At 70.5% G+C, this 3161-nt stretch carries 5 protein-coding genes; 2 read left to right on the top strand and 3 right to left on the bottom strand.

The features are described from left to right. On the top strand, positions 1–319 hold a 319-nt coding region (locus IEZ07_RS35090), incomplete at its 5' end, for a hypothetical protein (RefSeq protein WP_301549385.1). A gap of 621 nt (positions 320–940) precedes the next feature. On the opposite strand, the gene IEZ07_RS35095 is transcribed toward IEZ07_RS35090, so the two are convergent. Next, positions 941–1147, bottom strand: coding sequence for a cold-shock protein (locus IEZ07_RS35095; protein ID WP_191898744.1), 207 nt, complete (start codon positions 1145–1147; stop codon positions 941–943). Between the two features lie 459 nt (positions 1148–1606). On the opposite strand from IEZ07_RS35095, the gene IEZ07_RS35100 reads away from it, so the two are divergent. After that, positions 1607–1879: a hypothetical protein gene (locus tag IEZ07_RS35100; protein ID WP_191898745.1), complete on the top strand. Its 273-nt coding sequence runs from the start codon at positions 1607–1609 to the stop codon at positions 1877–1879. Positions 1880–2121: 242 nt separating this feature from the next. On the opposite strand, the gene IEZ07_RS35105 is transcribed toward IEZ07_RS35100, so the two are convergent. Together IEZ07_RS35105 and IEZ07_RS35110 are read right to left on the bottom strand one after the other, a co-directional pair. Next, the gene (locus tag IEZ07_RS35105) at positions 2122–2529 is read right to left on the bottom strand and encodes an ATP-binding protein (protein ID WP_191898746.1); all 408 of its coding nucleotides are present in this window, start codon (positions 2527–2529) and stop codon (positions 2122–2124) included. A gap of 204 nt (positions 2530–2733) precedes the next feature. Next, positions 2734–3087: a helix-turn-helix domain-containing protein gene (locus IEZ07_RS35110; RefSeq protein ID WP_191898747.1), complete on the bottom strand. Its 354-nt coding sequence runs from the start codon at positions 3085–3087 to the stop codon at positions 2734–2736. Positions 3088–3161: the final 74 nt, after the last annotated feature.

Here is a 3161-nt window from a genome sequence, read left to right on the forward strand (position 1 = left end):
CCGGATCGAGGCCATCCAGGCCGACACCGATGCCGCGATCGCGGCCATCGGGGGGATCAGCACGGTCATCACGACCGTCAGCGAGCACTCCACCACCATCGCCGCCGCGGTGGAGGAGCAGAGCGCCACCTCCGGGGAGATGAGCCGCAACATCTCCCAGGCCGCGGTCGGCGCCGACGACATCGCCGCCGGCATCACCGCGGTCGCCGGCGCCGCGCAGACCACCACCGCCGGGGTGGCCGAGGCCCGCCGGACCGCCGGTCAGCTCGATGAGGTCGCCGCCGAACTGCACGGCATCGTGGACCAGTTCACCGTCTAAGGATTGTCCGCCGGGTTCCTCTTCCCCGGCACCGGCGCAGGCGACCTCCTCCCAGGGGCGTCGCCTGCGCCGGCGAGGTTTCGACCGGGGCGCGGGATCGGGGATGCCTGACCCCCATGAAACTGCCTCGCCTTCGATGCGATGGGAAAGCACCCCGCTGGGGTTGTCCTTCTCCTGTCCTGGCTCATGATGGATTGTCGCGGTCATCGCCCGGGAGCTGCAGGTCACCGCACCGACGGTACGGCGGTGGCGTCGGCGGGACGGCCGAGGGCAGGCCCTGCGGCCGGCCGGACCGGTCTGGCGGGAGCGGTTGCCGGCGCGCTCATGAGTGACGCTGGAGGTGGAGCTGCAGCGGAGTCCGCCGGCCGGCTCCGTCGTCGCCGGTCTCGGCGGCCTGGTCCGGATCGTGGAACGCGAGCTGCAGAAGAGCCGGTTCAGGCCGCGTCTGCTCGACGGGCGCCCGGCCGCGACCGGGTCCGAGCATCGACCCCTGATGGTCACGGAGACGGGCGCTACGCGTTCACCCGGGATGATTGTCGTGCGGGCGGCGGCACAGCCGCCGGAAACGACGCAGGGCTCGCACCCGTGAAGGTGCGAGCCCTGCGTCGTAGCGCTATGTCGTCAGGCGGAGACGATGTTCTCGGCCTGCGGGCCCTTCTGGCCCTGGGTGACGTCGAAGGCCACCTTCTGGCCGTCACGCAGCTCGCGGTAGCCGCCCTGCGAGACGATGTTGGAGTAGTGCGCGAAGACGTCGGCGCCGCCGCCGTCCTGCTCGATGAAGCCGAAGCCCTTTTCCGCGTTGAACCACTTCACGGTGCCAGAAGCCATGTCGATCTCCTCTTGATAGGTGTAGCCGGAATCCGCGCTGTCGCGGATTCCGTATTGCCGCAACAGGTCCACACCCGGAGAAGACCGGAAAACAAAAATGCACCTGAGGCTACATACCGTCAGGTGCACACAAGTTCATTATGGGTACCGCAACTGCAACTAGATCCAATCTAGCACACGCGCAGACGTGATCCGCATCCCCTGTCGCTGTCCGCCTGGATGGGCCGCGTTCCGCCCTCCTGGTTCGGCCCGGTACTGACGGAGAAAACCGGGCGTCACGAAGCGCTCGAGGACGGCCGCGATAACGATCATGACGGATGGTCGTCGCACCGTTTCATAGGTGATCGCCCAAGACCGCGAAGTCAAGGATCACGGGGCCGTGTCTAGGGTTGTTGGGGTGTGATCCGGTAGAGGCCGGGGACGGTCTTGGCGAGCCTGCCTTGACGGGCCCAGGCGGACATGTGGACGAGGAAGCTGTGCAGGCTCTGCCCCGGCGGGTTCGTCTCCCGCCGCTGGAGCGCGCCCAACGGGCACATCGCCCTGGCCATGCTGGCCCGCATGGACCCCGAAGCGTGGGCGCCGGTCAAACCCCGCGACCACCGGCCGACGCCGAGCGCGGAGCCCGCCGAGGACCTGGCGGCTCTGCAGTCGGCGGCTGACAAGGTCGCCGCCCGGGTCGAGGCGACCCGGGCCGCCCGCGAGCGGAGCGGGCTGCGTCTGGTCTCCGCATGAGACCGCCGTCCGGCCGGCCCCCACCCCCCGGGGTGGGGAAGGAGGTCGTGCTGAAGTTGGCGTCGCAGGCCCGAAAAGTTGTTGATCTTGAATGGGTGGCTGCCGTCGACGGCCCGGGTCGGTCTGGTTCGGCTCTGGTCGGCTGACGTCGACCTCCCGGTTCTGGCTCCTAATAATTGACCTACCGCGCGGTGGCGGCCGGGCCGGTGAGAAGCCGGTGACCGGTGAGGTCTTCAGCGGGGTCATCCGGCGGAGGGAGCGGCCGGCAGGCGCATCCGTAACCGGATCCGCGAACAGCCGGGCCGCTGGTCGACGGCCGCGGCGTCGACCAGCCGCCCGATCAGCCACAACCCCATCCCCTCATCGAGGCGCTCCGGCCGCGGCGGCGGCCGGTCGGGCAGGTGCGCGGCGCTCAGCGTGCCGCGCACGTCGGTGACGTCGATGACCAGGTCCGAGCCGGTGCGGGTCAACAGCAGCGTGCCGGTTGCGCCGCCGTGCTCCACCACGTTGGCCAGGGCTTCGTGGACGGCCAGCACCACCCGCTCCAGGCGCTGCCCGGCCAGGCCGGCCGCAGCCGCATAGCGGCGGACCGCGCGGCGCAGGCGGGGGAGGTCGCCGGTGATGGGCCACGATTCCTGAAAGGCGATCACACGCTTCTCCCGTGCGAGGCGCCGTTCTGGCTGCTTGCCCGCAGGGTGGCCGGCTCACCGGCCAGAATCGGCGGTCGTGACCCCCACGGTAGCCCACCCCGTGGCCGCTTCCGCGTTCCCGGCGGCCGGGCAGGGGCCTGATCCGCGGTGCTGCGGGATCAGGCCGCATGAGCCGGTGAAGGCGCCGACGTCAGGCGTCAGTCCTCAGGCGTCGGCCGCCTGGTGGCGGGAAGCGTTGATCCGCAGCGCCTCGGCGAGCTGGTCCTCCAAGACGATGATGCGGCAGGCGGCTTCCAGCGGGGTGCCCTGATCGACCAGTTCCCGGGCGCGGGCGGCCAGGCGCAGCTGATAGCGGGAGTAGCGGCGGTGGCCGCCGCCGGAGCGGTGCGGCTCGATCAGCTTGGCGGTGCCCAGGGAGCGCAGGAAGGCCGGGGTGACGCCGAGCATCTCGGCGGCGGCGCCCATGCTGTAGGCGGGGTAGTCCTCATCGTCGAACCTGTCGCCAGCGCTGCCGCCTCCGAGGGCGGTGGTGCCGGCGGTTGTGTGCGGTTGATCCATACAGGCCTTTCCACGGGCGACAGGGGGCCCCGGCGCGTATCGCGCCGGGGCCCCGAAGAGGTTCAACACCATCT

The sequence above is a fragment of the Planomonospora parontospora genome (genome assembly GCA_014647935.1).
GTDB lineage: Bacteria > Actinomycetota > Actinomycetes > Streptosporangiales > Streptosporangiaceae > Planomonospora > Planomonospora parontospora.